13 protein-coding genes are annotated in these 17,279 nt (G+C 55.9%); 5 read left to right on the forward strand and 8 right to left on the reverse strand.

Annotation, left to right across the window (positions count from 1 at the left end; translation table 11 throughout):
• The 3 genes from RDV48_14185 to RDV48_14195 all read right to left on the reverse strand — a co-directional run.
• The coding region (locus RDV48_14185; protein MDQ7823945.1) for a hypothetical protein at positions 1-1,660 on the reverse strand (1,660 nt) is incomplete at its 3' end.
• A 62-nt stretch (positions 1,661-1,722) separates the two neighbouring features.
• Positions 1,723-2,445, reverse strand: a complete 723-nt coding sequence (locus RDV48_14190; protein ID MDQ7823946.1) for an ankyrin repeat domain-containing protein — start codon at positions 2,443-2,445, stop codon at positions 1,723-1,725.
• Positions 2,446-2,489: 44 nt separating this feature from the next.
• Entirely contained in the window at positions 2,490-3,878 is a 1,389-nt protein-coding gene (locus RDV48_14195) for a radical SAM protein (protein ID MDQ7823947.1), read from the reverse strand.
• A gap of 186 nt (positions 3,879-4,064) precedes the next feature.
• Between RDV48_14195 and RDV48_14200 the strand changes: the two genes are divergently transcribed.
• Positions 4,065-5,192: a glycosyltransferase family 1 protein gene (locus RDV48_14200; GenBank protein ID MDQ7823948.1), complete on the forward strand. Its 1,128-nt coding sequence runs from the start codon at positions 4,065-4,067 to the stop codon at positions 5,190-5,192.
• A 181-nt stretch (positions 5,193-5,373) separates the two neighbouring features.
• Positions 5,374-7,839, forward strand: a complete 2,466-nt coding sequence (locus RDV48_14205) for a hypothetical protein (protein MDQ7823949.1) — start codon at positions 5,374-5,376, stop codon at positions 7,837-7,839.
• 82 nt (positions 7,840-7,921) lie between these two features.
• Here RDV48_14205 and RDV48_14210 read toward each other — a convergent pair whose 3' ends face one another.
• Together RDV48_14210 and RDV48_14215 are read right to left on the reverse strand one after the other, a co-directional pair.
• The gene (locus tag RDV48_14210) at positions 7,922-8,404 is read right to left on the reverse strand and encodes an ankyrin repeat domain-containing protein (GenBank protein MDQ7823950.1); all 483 of its coding nucleotides are present in this window, start codon (positions 8,402-8,404) and stop codon (positions 7,922-7,924) included.
• A gap of 65 nt (positions 8,405-8,469) precedes the next feature.
• A complete protein-coding gene (locus RDV48_14215) occupies positions 8,470-9,513 on the reverse strand; it encodes a methyltransferase (protein ID MDQ7823951.1) in 1,044 nt (347 codons plus the stop codon).
• Between the two features lie 113 nt (positions 9,514-9,626).
• Between RDV48_14215 and RDV48_14220 the strand changes: the two genes are divergently transcribed.
• Positions 9,627-11,228: a glycoside hydrolase family 13 protein gene (locus RDV48_14220; GenBank protein MDQ7823952.1), complete on the forward strand. Its 1,602-nt coding sequence runs from the start codon at positions 9,627-9,629 to the stop codon at positions 11,226-11,228.
• Here RDV48_14220 and nth read toward each other — a convergent pair.
• The 3 genes from nth to RDV48_14235 form a co-directional block, all read right to left on the reverse strand.
• The gene (gene nth / locus RDV48_14225) at positions 11,215-11,883 is read right to left on the reverse strand and encodes an endonuclease III (GenBank protein ID MDQ7823953.1); all 669 of its coding nucleotides are present in this window, start codon (positions 11,881-11,883) and stop codon (positions 11,215-11,217) included. The genes RDV48_14220 and nth overlap by 14 nt on opposite strands.
• On the reverse strand, positions 11,883-12,815 hold the full coding sequence (locus tag RDV48_14230; protein ID MDQ7823954.1) for a hypothetical protein: 933 nt from the start codon (positions 12,813-12,815) through the stop codon (positions 11,883-11,885). Before RDV48_14230 ends, nth begins: the two co-directional genes overlap by 1 nt.
• Positions 12,816-12,894: 79 nt before the next feature.
• Positions 12,895-13,677 (reverse strand): RNA methyltransferase, encoded by a 783-nt coding sequence (locus RDV48_14235; GenBank protein ID MDQ7823955.1) that lies wholly within the window; start codon positions 13,675-13,677, stop codon positions 12,895-12,897.
• 150 nt (positions 13,678-13,827) lie between these two features.
• Between RDV48_14235 and RDV48_14240 the strand changes: the two genes are divergently transcribed.
• Together RDV48_14240 and RDV48_14245 are read left to right on the forward strand one after the other, a co-directional pair.
• Positions 13,828-15,663, forward strand: a complete 1,836-nt coding sequence (locus RDV48_14240) for an ATP-binding protein (protein MDQ7823956.1) — start codon at positions 13,828-13,830, stop codon at positions 15,661-15,663.
• 260 nt (positions 15,664-15,923) lie between these two features.
• A partial coding sequence (locus RDV48_14245; GenBank protein MDQ7823957.1) for a hypothetical protein occupies positions 15,924-17,279 on the forward strand: 1,356 nt, incomplete at its 3' end.

Below are 17,279 nucleotides of genomic sequence, written 5' to 3' on the forward strand. Positions count from 1 at the left end.
GCGCTTCTTCCTGCTGCGCTTCTTCCTGCTGCGCCTCTTCTTCCCGTGCTTCTTCCTGCTGCGCCTCTTCTTCCCGTGCTTCTTCCTCCTGTGCCTCTTCCTCCACCTCTGCCGGCTCGTCATCGTCTGCCTTCTCAATGGTTATCTTGACTTTTTTCTCTTGAGAGGCCCCTTTAACGGACTTGGCCGGTGCCGTATCTTCAGGCTCTGCGGCAGCGGAAGGGGCTGCTCCTGTCTCCAGCTCAGAGCGCAGCTCCTCCAGTTTCACAAGAATGTCCTTGAATTGGGACGATGAGGCAATCTTCTTTGTGGCCTGCCCGAGAGATACCAGGACTTTCTTGATGTCCTCAGGCGCAATGCTCTCATGCATCACTCCAGTCTTGCTGTAGGACTTTTCCACGAGAAGGACGCCCTGTACCCCCAGATAGGAGTCCAGGATTTCCCTTATCCTTTCAAAGGGATTCAGGCCTTTCCCGACAATCTTCACAGGCTCCGGTGCGTCTACCATGAACTCAAGCCTTGAGAGCTCCTCTATCTTCCGGATATACTCCTCCTGGAGCTGCTCGTTGTTCTTCATCAGCTCCTGCGCATTTTCCTCGAGCCTGCGGTTCTCCTCGCGGATTTCCGCCATTCTCTCCTCTACCCTCTTGACCTCTGCTGCGGCAAGCGCAGCTTCCTTCTCGAGCTCCGCCTTCCTGAGAGTAAGGGCTTCTATTTCATTGCGGGCATTCTGGAGCTCGAGCAACTTGTTCTGGAGCTCTGCCTGGGACTTTTCAAGATACTCCCTGGTCCCTTCAAGCTCGTTACTGAGCTCAAGCTCTTTCCGGGCTGCCTGCTCCTGAGCCTCGTCAAGCTCCCTGAGCTTCTCTTCGACAGTCTCCTCAAGATTCTTCATCGAAGCCTGCCTGGCCTGAAGATCTTCTTCAAGCTCATAGACCTGGAAGGCCAGCTCGACATTTTTCTTGCCGAGCTCTGCAATCTCTGACTTGAACTCGATGTTGATCTTCTCAAGCTCCTGGTTCCTCTTGAAAAGCTTGAGATCGGCACCTTTCCCTGCAGGCACCGAGGGCCTGCTTTCAAGGTCCTTGCTCTTTGTCTCAAGGGCTTTGTTCTTTTCCAGGAGCTGCCCAAGCTTCTTGCCGACAAACTCGTAAAGATGAAACTCCCGGGAGAGAAGATCGTCTGACTTGAATACAATGGCCGTGCCGTCAAGCTTGTTTCCAGAATCGTTCAGGTTGATGGCTATTTTTTCCAGCGACGAGGGAGGAAAGCTCACCCTGCAGTAGCCGAAATTCTTGGCGCCCACGCTCCCGATGATCCCCGCGTAGAAGGCTTCAAGGAGCTCGGTATCCACATCCTGGCCTTTCTCCTTCAGCGGCAGGGGCTTTATCAATACATTCGCGTCATCATTGTCCTCAATGGCGACCTCACACTCAAAAAAGCCGAATATCTGCTTGAGCTCGTCGGCAAACTGAGCAGGGTCCATGATGCCTTCGATTTTCTGGGTCCTGCGGATATGCTCGTCGGCAAAAATTCCGAGATTCACCCCGAGATCACCGAAATACTCAAGGCGCTCATCCTGCAGAAAATGCTTTGCCCCGAAAAGCAGGCTCTCCCTGACAAAGGTCCCCACCAGCGTCTTCTGAAAATCCTGGGTCATATTCTCTCCTCCTCATCGCATATTCCCGTGAGCGGCGCGCCTTCTCTTTACACCGCCCTGCTCTACCACATCTTTATCTCTTCCGTGGCTCCTCCCGAGCGCAGCAGGGTCTCCACTTCGCTGTTGCCGCGCTCAATGGCCACGAGAAGCGGCGTGACGATATTGTAAGTCCTCGCATTGATATCGGCCCCCTGCCTGATAAGAAAAACGGCCATTTCGGTGTTGCCTCTCATCGCCACCAGATGGAGCGGGGTGAAGCCGATATGGGTTCTCTCTTCAATGTCAGCTCCCTCGGAGAGCAGAAGCTTTACTATATCCCGGTGCCCCTCGTAGGCAGCCGAATGGAGAGGCGTCATTCCGTAATTGTTTTCCTTGGCATTGAAATCGGCTCCCGCGGCAAGGAGCAGCTCGGCGATCCCGGCATGGCCAAGCGTGGCGGCTATATGAAGGGGGGTCATGTCATATTGACCTTCCTTCACGTTCACATTGGCACCGCAGGTGATGAGATATCTCACCATGTCGGTCCCCCCGTTTGCCACTGCCTCGATGAGGGGAGTCTTTCCATCGCTGTCAACGGAGTTTACCCCAACACCCTCAGTGAGGAAGGCATGCACCGCATGAAGATCATTCATGAAAATGGCATGATAGATATCCCTGTAGTCCATGGGTATTTCTCCCTTCGCCGGCGGCTCCTGGAAGCTCCCTGCAGGTCCTGCCCTGCGGGAGCATTCTCTCTCTTCCCTTGAATTCTGTCTTGTGCCCTCCACTTCCTCTTCTCCGGCCATCCATTGCCGGCTCTGTTTTCTCCCCCGTCTCCGGCTTCACGCCTCTAAGCAAAGGCCTTCAGTTTCTCAGTTGTCCTTGTGATGCGCTCCGGTGTGAAGAATCTTTTGAGCAGGTCGCTGCGCAGGGCCTCCACCTCATCGCGGGCGAGCTCGCATATGCTGTACTCCACGGCAAAATAATCATATTTTTTCCTGAAGTCTTCGACGTTCACCCCTTCAGTCCTGAGCATCTCCGCCATTTCCGTCCCTTCAAAGGGGTTCACCGTAAAGGTATGGATGAAATCAAGGGCCGGATCGAGGGAAAATTCTACGGTCATCATCATCTCTTCGCGGGTCTCCGTGGGGAAGCCGAGCATCACGAAGAGATTGGTAAGGATTCCCTGGGCCGAGGTGAATCGCATAATGGCACGCAGCTTCTCCAGGTTGATGTTTTTCTTTGTCATCCTCTGCAGCCTTGGCGATGCCGTCTCCAGGGCATAGTTCAGCCTGTAGAGGCCGGCCTTCTTCATGGCCAGCACCAGCTCCTCATCCATGATATCAGCCCTCAGGCCGTTGGGAAAGGAGAACCTCAGGTCCAGCCCGCGCTCGATGATGAGCTCGCATATCGAAAGAACCCTTTGCTTGTCAAGATTGAAGATATCATCCCTGAAATCGAACTGCCGTATGCCGAAATTCTTGTAAAGATGCTCGATTTCGTCAACGACATTGCCGGGGCTGCGGGCCCTGAACTTTTTCCCGAAGATGTTGTGGCAGAATATGCACTGGTAAGGGCAGCCCCGGCTTGTCATGATGGATACAAGCTCTCGCCTGGCGTTGAGATTGATGGGAACCTGGGGATAATAGTTCATCGCAAAGTACTGCTCGTGATCCAGAAGCTCCCAAGAGGGCATGGGGAGCCTGTCAAGATCGCTCACATAAGGCCCCAGGGGGTTTACCACGATATTTCGGTCCTTATCCCTCCAGATAAGGTTTGGAACATCCTGGAAGGCGCCTCCTCCCTCTATGGCGTCAATGAGTGCAGGCAGCGCCAGTTCGCCCTCGCTGTAAACCGCATAATCAAGAGGCGCGTCTTTCATCACCTTCTCCCTGGCAGCCGATACATGGGGCCCGCCTCCTACAAGCACCGCCCCGGGGACAAGGTACCTCATCATCTTCACCATGTCCGCCATGAAGACCGCATCGCGGCTCACGCCTCTGAATCCTATGAAATCGGGGCCGTAATCCTTGACTATCTGCGCAAGCGTTGAAAAATCATTCTTCAGCAGGCGGAGGTCAAGAATCTTCACGTGGGCCAAGGGATCCCGGGCCTTGATTATTGAAGCGAGCTGGATGAGGCCCAGGGGCTGCACTACATCGGCAGGGATATTGATCTCAAAAAAAGGAATATAGTAATTCCTCAGGTTTTGTGACTCAATGAGGAGATACTTCTTCATAGGTCAGCGGACTCTCTCTCTTTTACCGCCGCGGAGCATGGGTGGCTGCCTTCTTTGTAAATAATTTCTCCCTGGAAGCTTCTTTTCCTCTTTCAAGAAAGCTCCGCAGGCGGGGGAATCACTTTCCATGGCTCACCATGGGAGGTTCATCAAGCCCTTGAGACGAATTATGGGGTGGAGGGTGATATGCGCCTGGGAATCAATGCAATACTGCTTGAAGGAAAGAGAACAGGTGTGGGGCGGTACCTTGAGAGCCTTCTCAGGGAATGGTCACTGGCTCCCTCCGGTGTAGAGTTCATTCTGTACTACCTCAATGAGGAGCCCCGGGATGCCTTTCTTGACGCTCCCCAGTTCACGAGGAGGAGAATCGGGATAAGAAAGCTCGGCCAGTCTGATGTCTTTGAGTGGGAGCTTGCGAACAATCCCGTGGATATGTTCTTTTCTCCCCTTTACGATCTTCCCATGCCCCTTGTCCCGCCGGCAGTGATTACGATCCACGACATGATTCATGAAGCCTTTCCCGAGTCATTCAACGAGGTGCAGCTTTCCTACCTGAGAGAGAAGACTGCCTACGGCGTGAAAATGGCCGACGTCATTATCACCGATTCCCTTTTTTCCAGGGAGGAGATCACGGCACGCTTTCCAGGAGCCGCCGGCAAGATTGAGGTCATTCCGCTGGCGCCCTCGCCGCTTTTCAAGGTGGCGGAGGTGGAAGCCGGTTTTATGGAGAAGCGCTTCGGGGTCAAGGGTCCCTTTATCTTCTACGTGGGCGCCGTGACTCCCAAGAGGCACATAAGGCCCCTTTTCGAGGCGTTCTGCCGCATCGCCTCCCGTTATCCCCAGTGGAGTGTCATCACCATCGGAAGAAACGTGACTTTCCCCCATGAGAATCTCGATGAGCTCACGGCAGGCTACAACAGGGCAATCGGGCGGCAGGCCCTGATCTATGAGGAGTTCGTAAGCGACGGGGACCTTCTGAAACTCTATAACAAGGCCGATATCTTTGCCTATCTGTCCACTTATGAGGGCTTTGGAATGCCCCCCCTGGAAGCAATGGCCTGCGGGGCACCTGTCATCACTTCCACGGCAAGCTCTCTGCCCGAGGTGGTCGGTGACGGAGCTCTTACCGTCAATCCCTTCGATGCCGGTGAGGTCACGGAGGGGCTTTCCCGTTTAATGGGCGATCAAATCCTGAGAGACCGTCTTCGTGAAAAGGGATTTCTCAGGGTAAAGTGTTTTTCATGGGCCGCCACTGCGGAAAAAACTCTCTCAGCTATTAAAAAAGCCTTTGCAAAGGGGGTAAAGGCCTCATGATAAAAATGGCGCTGCAGGGGGATTTTTGAAATGTTCACTATTTTTCTGAAATTTTTTACATTTTTGTTACATTTGGATCTTGACTAAAGGCAAAAAAGAATGGAAATACATGTAGGACAATAACTCAGGGAAAAGCCAGAAATGGGGAGACCCGAAAAATACAGGAAGAGGGGTGCAGGATATGTTTAACGAGATCAATCCAGTAGGTATGGACAGCACTTCGATGATGGGCCTTCCGTCATCAATAGGGCAGGGAGGAGCCACCAGTCTGCAGGGGGTACCGGGCCTCCAGGGCGGGACCGGCGGGACCGGTGATGCCACATCCCTCCAGGGTCTCCCCGATGCCCAGAAGCTGAAGGACGGCTTCAACCCTACCAACGATATGCAGCAGCAGGCTGAAGAGCTTATGAAGAAGCAGGGCATTGATCCCAACAACAAGGATCAGTTCCTGAACCAGCTTGCCCAGAATGCTTCCAATAACGACCCGATGAAGCAAATGATGGGAGCGCAGATCGCCAACAACGTCATGAAAGGCGTAGGCGACCTTATGAAGGGTCTCGGCGCAGGCAAAGGCGGCGCCGGAAACTGCCCCGCCGGCCAGGGCACAGGGGCGGGCCAGGATCCCGCCAAGCCCAGCTCAGGCTCAGGCCAGTCCCAGATCACCGCCAAGAAAAACGGCGGAGACGGCCAGGGCGCGCTCCAGCAGGCGGCTGACAACCAGAAAGCCATGCAGGGCGATCACCAGAACGCCATGAACCAGAACGTCAATGACGCGCAGAACGCCCGCCAGGGCCAGCAGAACGCTCTCCAGGACAAGGGCCAGATTGACCAGCAGGATATACCGCAGGATCAGCAGGACATCCAGCAGGGCCAGGAGCAGATGGACCAGGGCCAGCAGCAGATAGGCCAGGGCCAGCAGGAGAAGGCCCAGGGCAAGGCCCAGCAGGCCCAGGGCCAGGGCGAGCAGGCTGCAGGCAAGGCAGTGCAGGCTGTCGGTGAAGCGCTTAAGGCAGCCGGTAAGGCCCTTCAGTCAACAGGTAAAGCCCTCCAGCAGACCGGAAAGGGTCTCCAGCAGACCGGGCAGTGCACGCAGCAGTCCGGCCAGAGCATGCAGAGCCAGGGTCAGGCCCTTATGTCCAACCCTTACACGGCAGCGGCAGGCGCGGCCCTGATGGGGGCAGGAACGGCTCTCTTCGGCGCAGGCAAGGGCATTGAAGGTGCCGGACAGGGCGTGGAGAAATCCGGGCAGGCCCAGGAGCAGTCAGGCCAGCAGCAGGAAAAGACCGGCGAGCAGAAAAAGCAGACCGGCACCGAGCAGGAGAACAAGGGCAAGCAGACCGAGCAGACTGGCAAGACGACCGAGGACCAGGGCGACCAGAATGTCCAGAAGGGACAGGAAACCAAGCAGACCGGCCAGGAGCAGAAGCAGCAGGGCAGCGAGAACCTCAACAACGACAAGAATGCCTCGCAGCAGAAAGCCCAGGAGGCCAAGCAGCAGGGCAACACGGCGAAGGCAAATGAGAACGCCGCCCAGCAGAGGGGCAATGATCTGAATTCAATCAACGATAACCTGAACAAGATTAATGAGGCGATGCAGAAGCTGCAGAAAGCCGGCCAGAACCAGGGCGGAAATGAGGGCGCCGGAAGCGACAAGGGCAACGCAGGCAAGGGTCAGGGCCTGCCGCAGATCCCGATAATGCCTCCCAACCAGAAGGCCAAGACTCCTGAGGAGCTCAAGAAGGAGATGGAGGCCATGGGCATAAAGGATCCCAAGACCCTCCAGCAGATGATGCAAGGCCAGCAGGGGCAGCAGGGAAATACGAACCAGCAGGGCCAGGGGCAGAATTCGCAGAACCTTGCCAAGATTGCAGCAAGCGGCGATATGATGGGCGTGATGAACTATGGGAAAGAGCAGACGACAGCGGCACCCCAGCAGGCAGCGGCACCGGAAGCATCAAAGCCTACAGGAGGCATAACACCGGCGGCACCGGCAGCGACACCGGCAGCACCGGCGGCACCGGCAGCGACACCGGCAGCACCGGCAGCACCGGCAGCGACACCGGCAGCACCAGCGGCGACACCGGCAGCACCGGCAACGCCTGCTGCGCCCGCAGCACCGGCAGTACCGGCGGCGGGAGGCCAGGAAGGCGCGAAGCCTGCAGGCGGCGATGGGCTCATGGCAGGGGCGCCTCTCGGCAAACCGGGCATGGGACAGCCGCAGCAAGGGCTGCCTAAGCAGCAGGGCAAAGGCCTTGGCGAAGACATGGGAGCAATGATGAACAAGGCGATGGATGAAGGAATCGGCTCAGATGGCATCGGGGGCGGCGATGATGCGGCTGAAGCCCCTGCACAGCAGTCAGGAGGTGGCAGGGCCTCCGTCGAGGAGAGCGAGGACGAGATCACGGTGAACCTCAACGACGTGGGCAATGATACCGGCTCAGGAGGCGGAGGAGTCTCCGGCATAGGTGACCTCGGCGGTGTGGGAGCAATGGGCGGCGCAGGCGATGCCGACGAGCTTGCCGGTGATGACAACCTGCCCGGCAAGGATCAGCAGAACCAGCTCGGCAAGAAGACCGGGTTGGGAGCCACGGGCGCAGTCGGTCAGGCGGGCAACGTGATGAACACCTTCTTCAACCAGGCCCAGTAAAGAAAACTGCCATAACACAAAAAAAGGCCCCTCACAAGGGGCCTTTTTTCTTTGCCTTACTCTCTTTACGGAGCCGCCATCTTCAGGCATAACGCTCAAGAAGCGCGGCAATCTCCTGCATCCCCGCATTTCTCGCTATATCGAGGGCGGTAAATCCGTCATTGTTCTGTATGGCCGGGTCCGCCCCATGATCAAGAAGAAACTCTATGGTCTGCAGGGGGCAGCTTATGACGGCACAGTGCAGAGGAGTGTTTCCCAGGGAATCGACTGCATTGGTGTCGGCTCCCCATTCAGTGAGAAGCTCAACTATCTTAGGGATGTTCTTGAGGGTGGCATGGTGGAGGGGGGTGCATCCATTGCTGTCCTGTGCCTCGATCTCTGCGCCTTTTTGAAGAAGGAGCTCCGCCGCGTCACAGTCCCCTTTTTCCACGACCCAGTGAAGGAGCGCGTTTCCTTTCTCATCCCGCATGGTGATAAGATCGGGATTCTGCTCCAGGAGCTCAACGCCCTTTTCCAGGTCTATGTTTCCGTTGCTGTCAAGCACATATTCGGCAAGTTCGTCCATGGTCTCGTCCTCCATGTTTTTTTGGCTGTGCCTTCACATATGGTAACAGAATTCCATTACCCGGGCTAAAACCCCTTCCGGGGGGCTCCGGGTTTTCTTGCCCTGAGAATCCCCAAAGGAATGAAATCGGCGATGAACTCGACCTCCACGAACCCGCTCCCCGCGAGGAGCGCTCTGAGATCCGATACGCTCGAGCTCTCTCCTCCATCGGTTTCAATAAGCATGTTAAGGGACATGAGTGCTGAGAGAAGAGGCCCCTTCCTGTCATCATCGAGCATGCACTCCATCACAAAGAGCATGCCGCCCGCAGGCAGGGTATCGAAAGCCCGTGACACGATAAGTGCCTTCTTCTCCTGCGGCCAGTCCTGGAGCACATTGGAGAGAGATATTGAACAGGGATGGCCGGGGAGCGGGTCCTTGAAAAAGTCGGCCCTCACAATTTCTATTCTGGATGCAAGGCCTGCCGTCTCAATATTCTCCCTTGCCACATCGAGCACGTACCCTATGTCGGCCATTATGAAGCGGACAGCGGGGAACTTCCTTGCAAGGGCAATGCTGAGGGCGCCTGTCCCCCCGCCAAGGTCCAGGTGCGTTGTGGCCGGCTCAAGGTCGATCACGGAGGCCAGCGCGGCGGCTGTCACCGACGTGAGGCCATGAAGGCCCATCATAGCCTTTTTCACAATCCCGTAAGCCTCTTCCCCTGAAAGGGAGGAGCTGTCGTAGGCTTCACGCCATGGCCTGTCTTTTTCTATCACACTCTCAAGCTCCGCCCAGGGGAAATAGAGGCGCTCGTCGAGCATGAGGAGAAACTGGCCTATATAGGTCTCCCTTGCTGAGACCAGATAAGTCTCCGATGCCTCTGAGAGGCTCAGGAGCTCGTCTTCAGCCACAAGAAGGCCCATGGCCACCAGCAGATCAGTCATAATGCGGGCTGGCCGGGGCGGGCATTCCATGATACCCGTCATTTCAGACCTTAAGATTTTTCTCCCCGAGAGACGGTCAAACACATGGCGTCGGAGCGCCACCGAGAGGGCCCTCTGCCCGCAGTTTCCCATCCCTGTCTCAAGGATCTTTATCAGCTCATTTCTTATCTCCAATCTTATCTCCAAGGGATCGACCGCCTTTCTCATGAAGATTTTCAACTGCTGCAGCGATTCCTCCTCTGTGGTATAATAGGCACATGCCTTGGCACAGATACCGGGAGGAAAGGAAGTGAAGGATCTTGAAAAGAGTAGTCCTTATCATCATTCTTGCATTACCGCTTATCATGAACTACAGCTTTGCAGCAGAGACACCGCAGGCAGGAGATGGAGAGTGGAAGAAAAGCTGGTACGTCAATGCCACCTGGTACCAGATATTCCCCGACAGGTTTTATAACGCCCTTTCAAAGAATGATCCCCTCTTTTCCCCTCACTACGACCGGCAGGGCAGGCTCCTCCCCCAGAGACTCTCACCCTGGACCGATCAAAAGCCCACCAATATCTCAAAATACGGCGGCGATCTTGAAGGTATCAAGGAGAAGCTCCCTTACCTCCATGAGCTGGGCATCTCGGCAATCTGGCTGAATCCCGTCTTCGCCGCCACTTCCAACCACCGCTACAACACCTCGGACTACCGCCTCGTTGACGGAGCGCTTGGCACCGGGGAAGATCTCGCGGGGCTCATCGAAAAGGCCCACCGCATGGACATCAGGGTGATACTGGACGGTGTCTTCAACCACACGGGCTACGAGTTCTGGGCATTCCAGGATATTGTGGCCAGGGGCAGAAAATCGCCTTACCGGGAGTGGTATTCCATCAAGAGCTACCCCGTGAGAAAGCTCTGGGAGCAGTCCCCTTCAAAAAAGCCGAACTACGAATGCTGGTGGGGCGTGGGAAGCCTCCCGAAGCTCAACCACGACAATGCTGACGTAAGGGCCCATCTCTACGAGATCACGAAGAAGTGGATGGCCCTGGGGATCGACGGGTGGCGCCTCGATGTGCCTGAAGAAATAAAGAACGACAGGTTCTGGAGTGAGTGGTGCGCCCTGGTAAAGAGTGTAAACAAGGACGCCTATATATCGGGTGAAATCTGGGGCGAGGGCGCCGCGTGGGTAAATGACGGCACCAGGTTTGACGGGCTCATGAACTATTACGGCTTCCGGGACCCCGCCCTCAAGTACTTCGCCGGCAGAAAAATCACCGTGTCGGAATTTGACAGGCTTCTTGCCGAGCGGCGGGCCCTCTATCCCCACAGGGTGAACTGCGCGATGCAGAACCTCCTCTCGAGCCACGACACGGCAAGGTTCCTCTCGGCCCTCCAGAATGGCGATGAGAAAGACAGCGACAAGGAGAAAAAGAGCTATGACAAGAGCCCTGCAAAGGCCGAGACGGTGAGACGCTTCAAGGTGGCAGTCCTTTTCCAGATGACCTACGTGGGATGCCCCATGCTCTATTATGGTGACGAGATCGGCATGACAGGCGGCAAGGATCCCGACTGCAGGAGGCCCATGCAGTGGGACCCTGCCCTCCAGAACAGGGAGCTCCTGAGCTGGCACAGGAGGCTCATTGCCCTCAGATCGGCTCACCAGTGCCTCAGGACCGGTGATTTCGAGACTCTTATCAAGGATGATGAGAGAGATATTTACGGCTACAGAAGACTTGATGGCGGGGAGACGCTTGCGGTAATCATTAATTACAGCGGTGAAGGCAGGGAGGTCACTCTCCCTGGTGCACCGGCATCATCGGTGCGTGACCTTATTACCGGGAGAGAGTTTTTTCCCTCAGCGGGGGGCCTGTCAATGACCCTCATGCCCTGGAGCGGCGTCGTGCTCAAGGGAATCTGACGGTATTCTCAGGCGACGGGCAGATATCGGAGAGCATGCACTTGCCGCAGAGGGGCTTGCGGGCCTTGCAGACCGCGCGGCCATGCTCCACGAGCCAGTGCGAGAAATCAATCCATTTCTCCCCGGGGACAATCTTCATGAGATCGCCCTCGATCTTGTCGGCGTTCTTCTTATCGCTGAGGCCGAGTCTCCCCGAAAGCCTGAGCACATGGGTGTCCACCACGATGCCCGAGGCAATGCCGTAGGCATTGCCAAGCACGCAGTTTGCAGTCTTCCGCGCCACGCCCGGCAGCTCGAGGAGCTTTTCCATTGAATCGGGCACCTTCCCGCCGAAGCGCTCATCTATCATCCTGGCGGCGCCCTGGATGGATTTGGCCTTGTTCCGGTAGAAGCCCGTGCTGTGAATATCGCTCTCAAGCTCTTCAGGAGCGGCGCCGTAATAGTCCGAAGGCCTGCGGTACTTCTTGAAAAGACCTGGAGTCACCATGTTCACCCTCTCATCGGTGCACTGGGCGGAAAGGATGGTGGCAACGAGCATTTCAAGGGGATTGCCGTAATGGAGGGCTGTCCTGGCATGGGGATATGCCCTTTCAAGCCTTGCCATAAGCTCTGCAGCATATTTTCTCTCCATGGTGCCTCTTTCCAACGGTCTCATCAGATACCGCTTCTTTTCATCAGGTCAAGCTGGCTGTATACCGCGACAAATTCCTGGATTCCCTTCTGAAACACATCATAGCCCTGGTGAAGCTTTCCTTCATCCTTTTCTTCCAGCCACGACAGGAGGAGGCAAGCCCCCTCCCTTGCGTACTCGTCAGCTTTCTGGAGGCCTGCCCATACGTCCCTGAAAGAGGTGTACCCCTCGGGATCTTCATCCTTCGAAGGGAGGATATCGCTTGTGCAGAGGGCCACGAAATGCTCTATAGTGCCCTGGACCTCCTTCACCGTGGCGGCAAACTCATCGTCGCCAAGGGTTCCCGCCCCGAGGCCCGTGAGAGCTCCCTGGAGCCGCTCAAGGAGAGGAGAGGTGATTATCTTGCCACCCGGCTTGCCCCCTCTTGAATAGGTGAAGACTGTCGGAGCAGCCTCTGAAGGTCCACTTTCTCTTTCATCCTTCAGGAGGGCGGCATGGGCATTAGCCGATGTCTCCATGGTCCTTATGGCTTCCTCGATAAGGGTCCTGTCCTGTCCGCCAAGGAGGGCCGCGATCCTGCTGATGCCCTCGTCAAATACGTCCAGGATCCTATAGAGCTGCGCCACAAATTCCCTGAACGTGGCATATGACTCGGGAACCTCTGTGGCTTTAATCTCGCCCCTCACGATGCGAAGATCGGCCGCCAGTCTCGAGAGTACGGCTTTCACGTGAGCAAAGGCGTCATCAGCGGAGCTTTTTTCAAGGGCATTTGATATATCATAAAGGAGCGGGGAAAGGTACCTGCCCTCCTCGTTCTGCGCCAGTATCCTGTAATGTTCCAGCTTTTTCTCTATGGCGACTATCTCTGCCCATTCCTCTGGGCCCGTTTCAAAATTTGCGTCCATGATGCTGTTCACAAGCATCCTGGGATTCAGGCCGCTGCCGATCTCTTCCATTGCGCTCCCCCTTTTCCGTTCTGAAAGGTTCCCGCCCTGAGCCGGGGATTTTCCCGTTCCGCCGACGGCAAAGCTTTCTTCATGATTCTTCAACAGGCGTGGCAGATTCTCCCTCTGAGCCCTCATTGCCCTTCCAGAGCTTATCACTTATGTAGCGCAGGTGGCGGGCAATTCCCATCAGCATGTCGGCCTCCCACTTTGTGAGTGAGCTCCTGGAGAGAATCTCCTTGATGCGGCCTCCTGTGTGCTGAAACTTTTTTCTCGCCGGGTAGCGTATTTTTTCCATGGTCTCATCAACGGCCCGGCATATTCTCTCCATATCTGCACCTGTGGCTTTCTCCTCATCAATGTGAGCCTCTGGCAGGGCGGCACTCTGGAGCTCATAACAGATTATCATGACAGCCTGGGCGAGGTTCAGCGAGCCGAAGCCGGCATCAGTGGGTATCTCCACAAGATACTGGCAGAGATCAAGATGCTCACGGCTGAGCCCGTAATCTTCAGGGCCGAAGACTATTGCTATTTTCGAGGGAAGATAGCGCGGAACAAGGGAGGCGCTCATCTGCCTGGGCATGATGAAATTGTATCTCCTCTTGCCCTTGCGCCTTGTGGTTCCCAGCACGAGGCCGTACTCCATCACCGCGTCTTCGAGGGCCTGAAAGAACCGGGCCCCCTCCAGGATATCACTTGAGCCCGTGGCAAGCGCAAAGGCGTGCTTGTCTATCTGGCAGCGCGAATCTACAAGCACCAGGTCCTGGAAGCCCATGCACTTCATCGCCCGGGCGACGGCGCCTACGTTCGCAGAGCGCTTCGGGCTTACGAGCACTATTGAAATGCTGTCCCTGAGATCCTGCTGATTCTTCACTGTGCCTGGCCGATAAAAACCTCTCTCTTATTCACTCAAAGGATTAAATGACAAAAGAGAGAATCCTTCTATAAGCTTGAGAGCCTTTACTGCAATGCATGAATGCCGGAGTGGGTTCTCATGCCGCATTCTCCCGTGGACGGGAACGCAATGATGAGATCGGAAAGCTATCGGGTAAAACTGATTTTTCTTTTTGTCCTCCAGGGACTGATTACTTATCTCACCACCTTTACGGGGAATTACCCTGCCGTCATCGCTACATTTATGCTCCTGGGGGCCTTTTTCGCCCTCATGGTGCACCGTGATCTCCTCCGTGCCGAAACTGAGAGAAAGTCTGACCCCTTCGTTGAGGATGACGACATCCTTTCCAAGGATCCCAGGAAAATCGAGACTTACCGGAAAGAAGCCCAGGAGCAGGTGAGCTACCTCTCAAGCGTGTATTTCGAGCTCTCAGACACGGTGACCGAGCAGAAGAAGAAGCTTGAGGAACAGAAATCAAAGCTTGAAGAGGAGAAAAACAGGATTGAGGTCATCCTGATGTCCGTCCCCGATGGTGTTATCACTATCACCACTGACGGCCGCATCGCCACGTGGAACCCCGGCGCCAGGATCATTACCGAGTACGAGGACTCCCAGGCCCTTGCGAAAGAATATCACAAGGTGCTCTACCTTACCGACAAGGCGGGGCATGCCCTCGTGGGGGAAAGCTCCCCCGTTGAAGAGTGTCTCTCCACCGGCAAGGTCATAGATAAGAGCGGCATTTTCCTGAGATCAAAGTCTCACAAGGAGCTTCCCATCGATATCAAGGTGGCCCCCATTTTTGACGAAAAGAACCACCTGATTGCTGTCGTGGCGGCCTTCAGGGATGTTTCCAAGAAATGGGAAATAGAGAAGATGAAAGAGGACTTTCTTGCCATGGTGACCCATGACCTCAAGAGCCCCCTGGCGGCAATCGTGGGATACACCAACCTGCTCCTCCACCCCAGGGCGAAATTCTCCCAGGATGAGCAGCGCGATTTTCTGAATTCAATTCTCGGCTCCGTCAAGATCCTGCAGTTCCTCATCGACAATATCCTGGAAAGCGCCCGGCTGGAATCGGGGAGGATCGTTTACCTGTTCGAGGATTTTGAGCTCTGCGCCCTCATGAGGGAGATAGAAGTGATGTTCACCCCCTTGGTGAACAGCAAGAAGCTCAGGCTCATCATGGAGGGATCGACACTCTGGGTCTCAGGCGACAGGGAGAAACTCCGGGAAGTGCTGAACAACCTGATAAGCAATGCCATCAAGTTCACCCCCGAAGGAGGCTCCATTCAGGTGCGCTTCTCGGAGGAGGAAGGACGGACCGTAGTAAATGTGGCCGATACGGGCAAGGGAATCCCCCCGCAGGAGCTCCCCAAGATATTCCAGAAGTTCCAGCAGGTGAAGGGCGAAAAACGGGGCACAGGCCTAGGGCTCTACATTGTGAAAAAAATCCTGGAAGACCACGGGCAGACCATCGAGGTGAAAAGCACCCATGGGAAAGGCACAGAGTTCACCTTCACCCTGAAGACGGGCTCCCCGAAAGAGGATGCCGTGGCAATACCGGTGATGCAGAAGGAAAAGAAGAAGATCCTGATTATAGAGGACAGCCCCGAGATCTCGAACCTCATCAGGTTCTACCTCAGGGGCGCCGGCTACGAGACAGTGCAGGCATTCCAGGGAAGCGACGCAGCCTTTCTCATCCTGAAGGAAAAGCCCGATCTCATCACGCTTGATTATAACCTTCCCGACATCACAGGCGAAGAATTGATACAGATCCTGGAGAAACGGGGGAAAAAGGTGACCATCCCCATCATCATCGTTACCGCCAATGCCAAGAAGACCTGGGAGATTCCCTACGATGCCCTTCTTCAGAAGCCCCTCGATGAAAAGCGCTTTCTCTACGAGGTGGCAAGGCTGCTCAACAGGGAGACCACGACGATGGACTCCGTGGAAGTGCTCAAGTAACAGCTGCTCTCCGGCTATTCAGCTTTTCACCTTATTTCGCATTGTTTGTATATGTTTTGTTACACTTTTAACAGAAGGGTGACAAAACATGTTTCCAATTTTTCCCCATGCAATAAATTTGAAACAACTTGAGAAAAATATGACAAAAAAGTAAAAATTGGTAACCAATATTTTACTTTTCGTCAAACATTCGGCAACATTTTACAGGCCGACATGAGGTATGATAAGAGTGAGATCATGTGCCGCTGGAGGTATTTCCTTTGGAAACACGGGGCCAGTCAATTATGCCGGGAATACCGCGGGCTCTTCCCAAGGAGCTGCCAAAACCCCAGGAAGCATCCCTCTCCATGCCGAGGCATCCCGGGTTCGAGCCGGGAAAGCAGCCTGGCACTGCAGAGATGGGGCGCAACATGTACCTTATCTCCCTGAGAAATCTCATCAATCACAGGATGCAGAACTTCGTCAGGCCAGAAAAGCCCGATAAAGAGATGGACAGGAGTCAGCAGCAGCCCCTGTCAGACAGGCAACACCCCCCACTTCCCGGGCAGGGCAAGAGCCAGTCCTTCGCGGCAAGACCGTTCTATGATACGGCGCTGCAGAAAAAGCCGGAGAGCAATTATCTCGCTTCGACAAACCAGTTTATAACCCCGCAGTTTACAAAGAATCCAGGGCTTTCAAGGCAGGCGCCCCTGCCGGATCAGCAGGAAACACCGCACCAGTCGCCGGGAGAATCTCAGCAGAGGGCAGGAGCCCATTCACAGCCTGTTTTCAACCAGTTCATGCTTGAGAAGCAGAAGTCTTCACTCCCACGCGGCCAGGAAACCGGCAAGCCCCCCTTGCGCACAGGGGCCCAGGCACCGCCTTCTCCTCAGAAGCCCCCTCAGAGAACCCCTGAGCTCAATTCTCAGAGGCTCTCCTTTACAGAGGGGCAGAAGCCTTTACGTCAGGAAGGAACAGAAAGGAAGCTCCCCGACCTTTCCAGGGAGCCTTTGAGCTTTATCAGCAGGGAGGCGAAGCCCGGAAAAGAGGACGGAGCAGCTCCTCCAGAAAAGCAGCCCGCCGAGAGAAAGCCGCCCCAGCCAGGTATAAGGAACGAGGTAAGGGAGGGCTTTGAAAAGCGCCAGCAGGAGCTTCTGCGGGGATCCGCCCAGAGGGATTCCAGGATGAGTCCTGAGACTTCCCGGCCCCAGGAGAGGAATCCCCTCGGCAATGAGGCTGCTCCGGGGAGGAAGCCGCCTTCACCGGAAAGAAGACCGGAAGCCCCCCGGGCCGAGAGTGAGAATATCTTCCTTCCCTGGCGAAGGCCTGCTCCGCCAAGGGACAATACCCAGGCTCAGCCGCAGGTAAGGCCGCAGCCCCAGCCGCCATCAAAGCCGCAGCCCCAGGTACAGCCGCAGGCTCAACCACAGGCAAGGCCACAGGTACAGGCAAGGCCCCAGGCGCAGGCACAGGCGCAGCCGCAGGCTCAGCCACAGGCAAGGCCCCAGGCGCAGGCACAGGCGCAGCCGCAGGCTCAGCCACAGGCAAGGCCCCAGGCGCAGGCACAGGCGCAGCCGCAGGTGCAGCCGCAGGTGCAGCCGCAGGTGCAGCCGCAGGTGCAGCCGCAGGTGCAGCCG

The sequence above is a fragment of the Candidatus Eremiobacterota bacterium genome, from assembly GCA_031082125.1.
In the GTDB taxonomy this organism is placed as follows: Bacteria; Vulcanimicrobiota; CADAWZ01; order CADAWZ01; family Ess09-12; genus Ess09-12.

Bases quoted from the DNA above. Each gene is read 5' to 3' on its own strand.
- RDV48_14190 (MDQ7823946.1), bottom strand. From the start codon at position 2,445: ATGGCCGGAGAAGAGGAAGTGGAGGGCACAAGACAGAATTCAAGGGAA.
- RDV48_14195 (MDQ7823947.1), bottom strand. From the start codon at position 3,878: ATGAAGAAGTATCTCCTCATTGAGTCACAAAACCTGAGGAATTACTAT.
- RDV48_14200 (MDQ7823948.1), top strand. From the start codon at position 4,065: ATGCGCCTGGGAATCAATGCAATACTGCTTGAAGGAAAGAGAACAGGT.
- RDV48_14205 (MDQ7823949.1), top strand. From the start codon at position 5,374: ATGTTTAACGAGATCAATCCAGTAGGTATGGACAGCACTTCGATGATG.
- RDV48_14210 (MDQ7823950.1), bottom strand. From the start codon at position 8,404: ATGGACGAACTTGCCGAATATGTGCTTGACAGCAACGGAAACATAGAC.
- nth (MDQ7823953.1), bottom strand. From the start codon at position 11,883: ATGAGACCGTTGGAAAGAGGCACCATGGAGAGAAAATATGCTGCAGAG.
- RDV48_14230 (MDQ7823954.1), bottom strand. From the start codon at position 12,815: ATGGAAGAGATCGGCAGCGGCCTGAATCCCAGGATGCTTGTGAACAGC.
- RDV48_14240 (MDQ7823956.1), top strand. From the start codon at position 13,828: ATGATGAGATCGGAAAGCTATCGGGTAAAACTGATTTTTCTTTTTGTC.